Source organism: Klebsiella sp. 4_1_44FAA, assembly GCF_000238715.1.
In the GTDB taxonomy this organism is placed as follows: domain Bacteria; phylum Pseudomonadota; class Gammaproteobacteria; order Enterobacterales; family Enterobacteriaceae; genus Klebsiella; species Klebsiella pneumoniae.
The window spans coordinates 1-660 of sequence record NZ_JH414861.1 but is presented as its reverse complement, the minus strand read 5'-3'; the positions used below and the strand labels follow the sequence as shown (position 1 = coordinate 660).

Below are 660 nucleotides of genomic sequence, written 5' to 3'. Positions count from 1 at the left end.
CTGACTTTCCATTCGCCTTCACCAAAGACCTTCAGCCCGGTGGAATCAATCACCAGGTGTGCGATTTCACCCCGGGTGGACGTTTTGAAACTGACATTAACCGACTTTGCCCGCTTACTGACACTGGTGTAATCCGGGCAGCGCAACGGAACGTTCATCAGGGCAAAAATGGAATCAATAAAACCCTGCGCAGCCCGCAGGGTCAGCCGGAATACGCGTTTAATCACCAGAACGGTGGTGATGGCGAGATCAGAATAGCGCTGGGGCCTTCCTCGTGATGAAGGCGTTGCCGACTCATACCAGGCCTGAATCGCCTCATCATCCAGCCAGAAAGTGAGGGAGCCACGGTTGATGAGAGCTTTGTTGTAGGTGGACCAGTTGGTGATTCTGAACTTTTGCTTTGCCACGGAATGGTCTGTGTTGTCGGGAGGATGCGTGATCTGATCCTTCAACTCAGCAAAAGTTCGATTTATTCAACAAAGCCACACTAAATCAGTAAGTTGGCACTATTACCGCCGATTTATTCAACAAAACCGTTGGCAGCATCACCGAACAAATGTATATTTGTCGGCGAGTAAATAGCATTCTTTGACGCCGATAGCACCAGCGAACTTATATTTTTAAGTTCGTTACCTGACGCCTTAAATATTGCGGCTCCCG

At 49.2% G+C, this 660-nt stretch carries 1 protein-coding gene; it reads right to left on the bottom strand.

The features are described 5' to 3' along the window. Nucleotides 1-452: IS5 family transposase (locus HMPREF1024_RS00035; RefSeq protein ID WP_032409441.1), on the bottom strand; the 452-nt coding region annotated here is incomplete at its 3' end. Between the last annotated feature and the right edge of the window lie 208 nt (nt 453-660).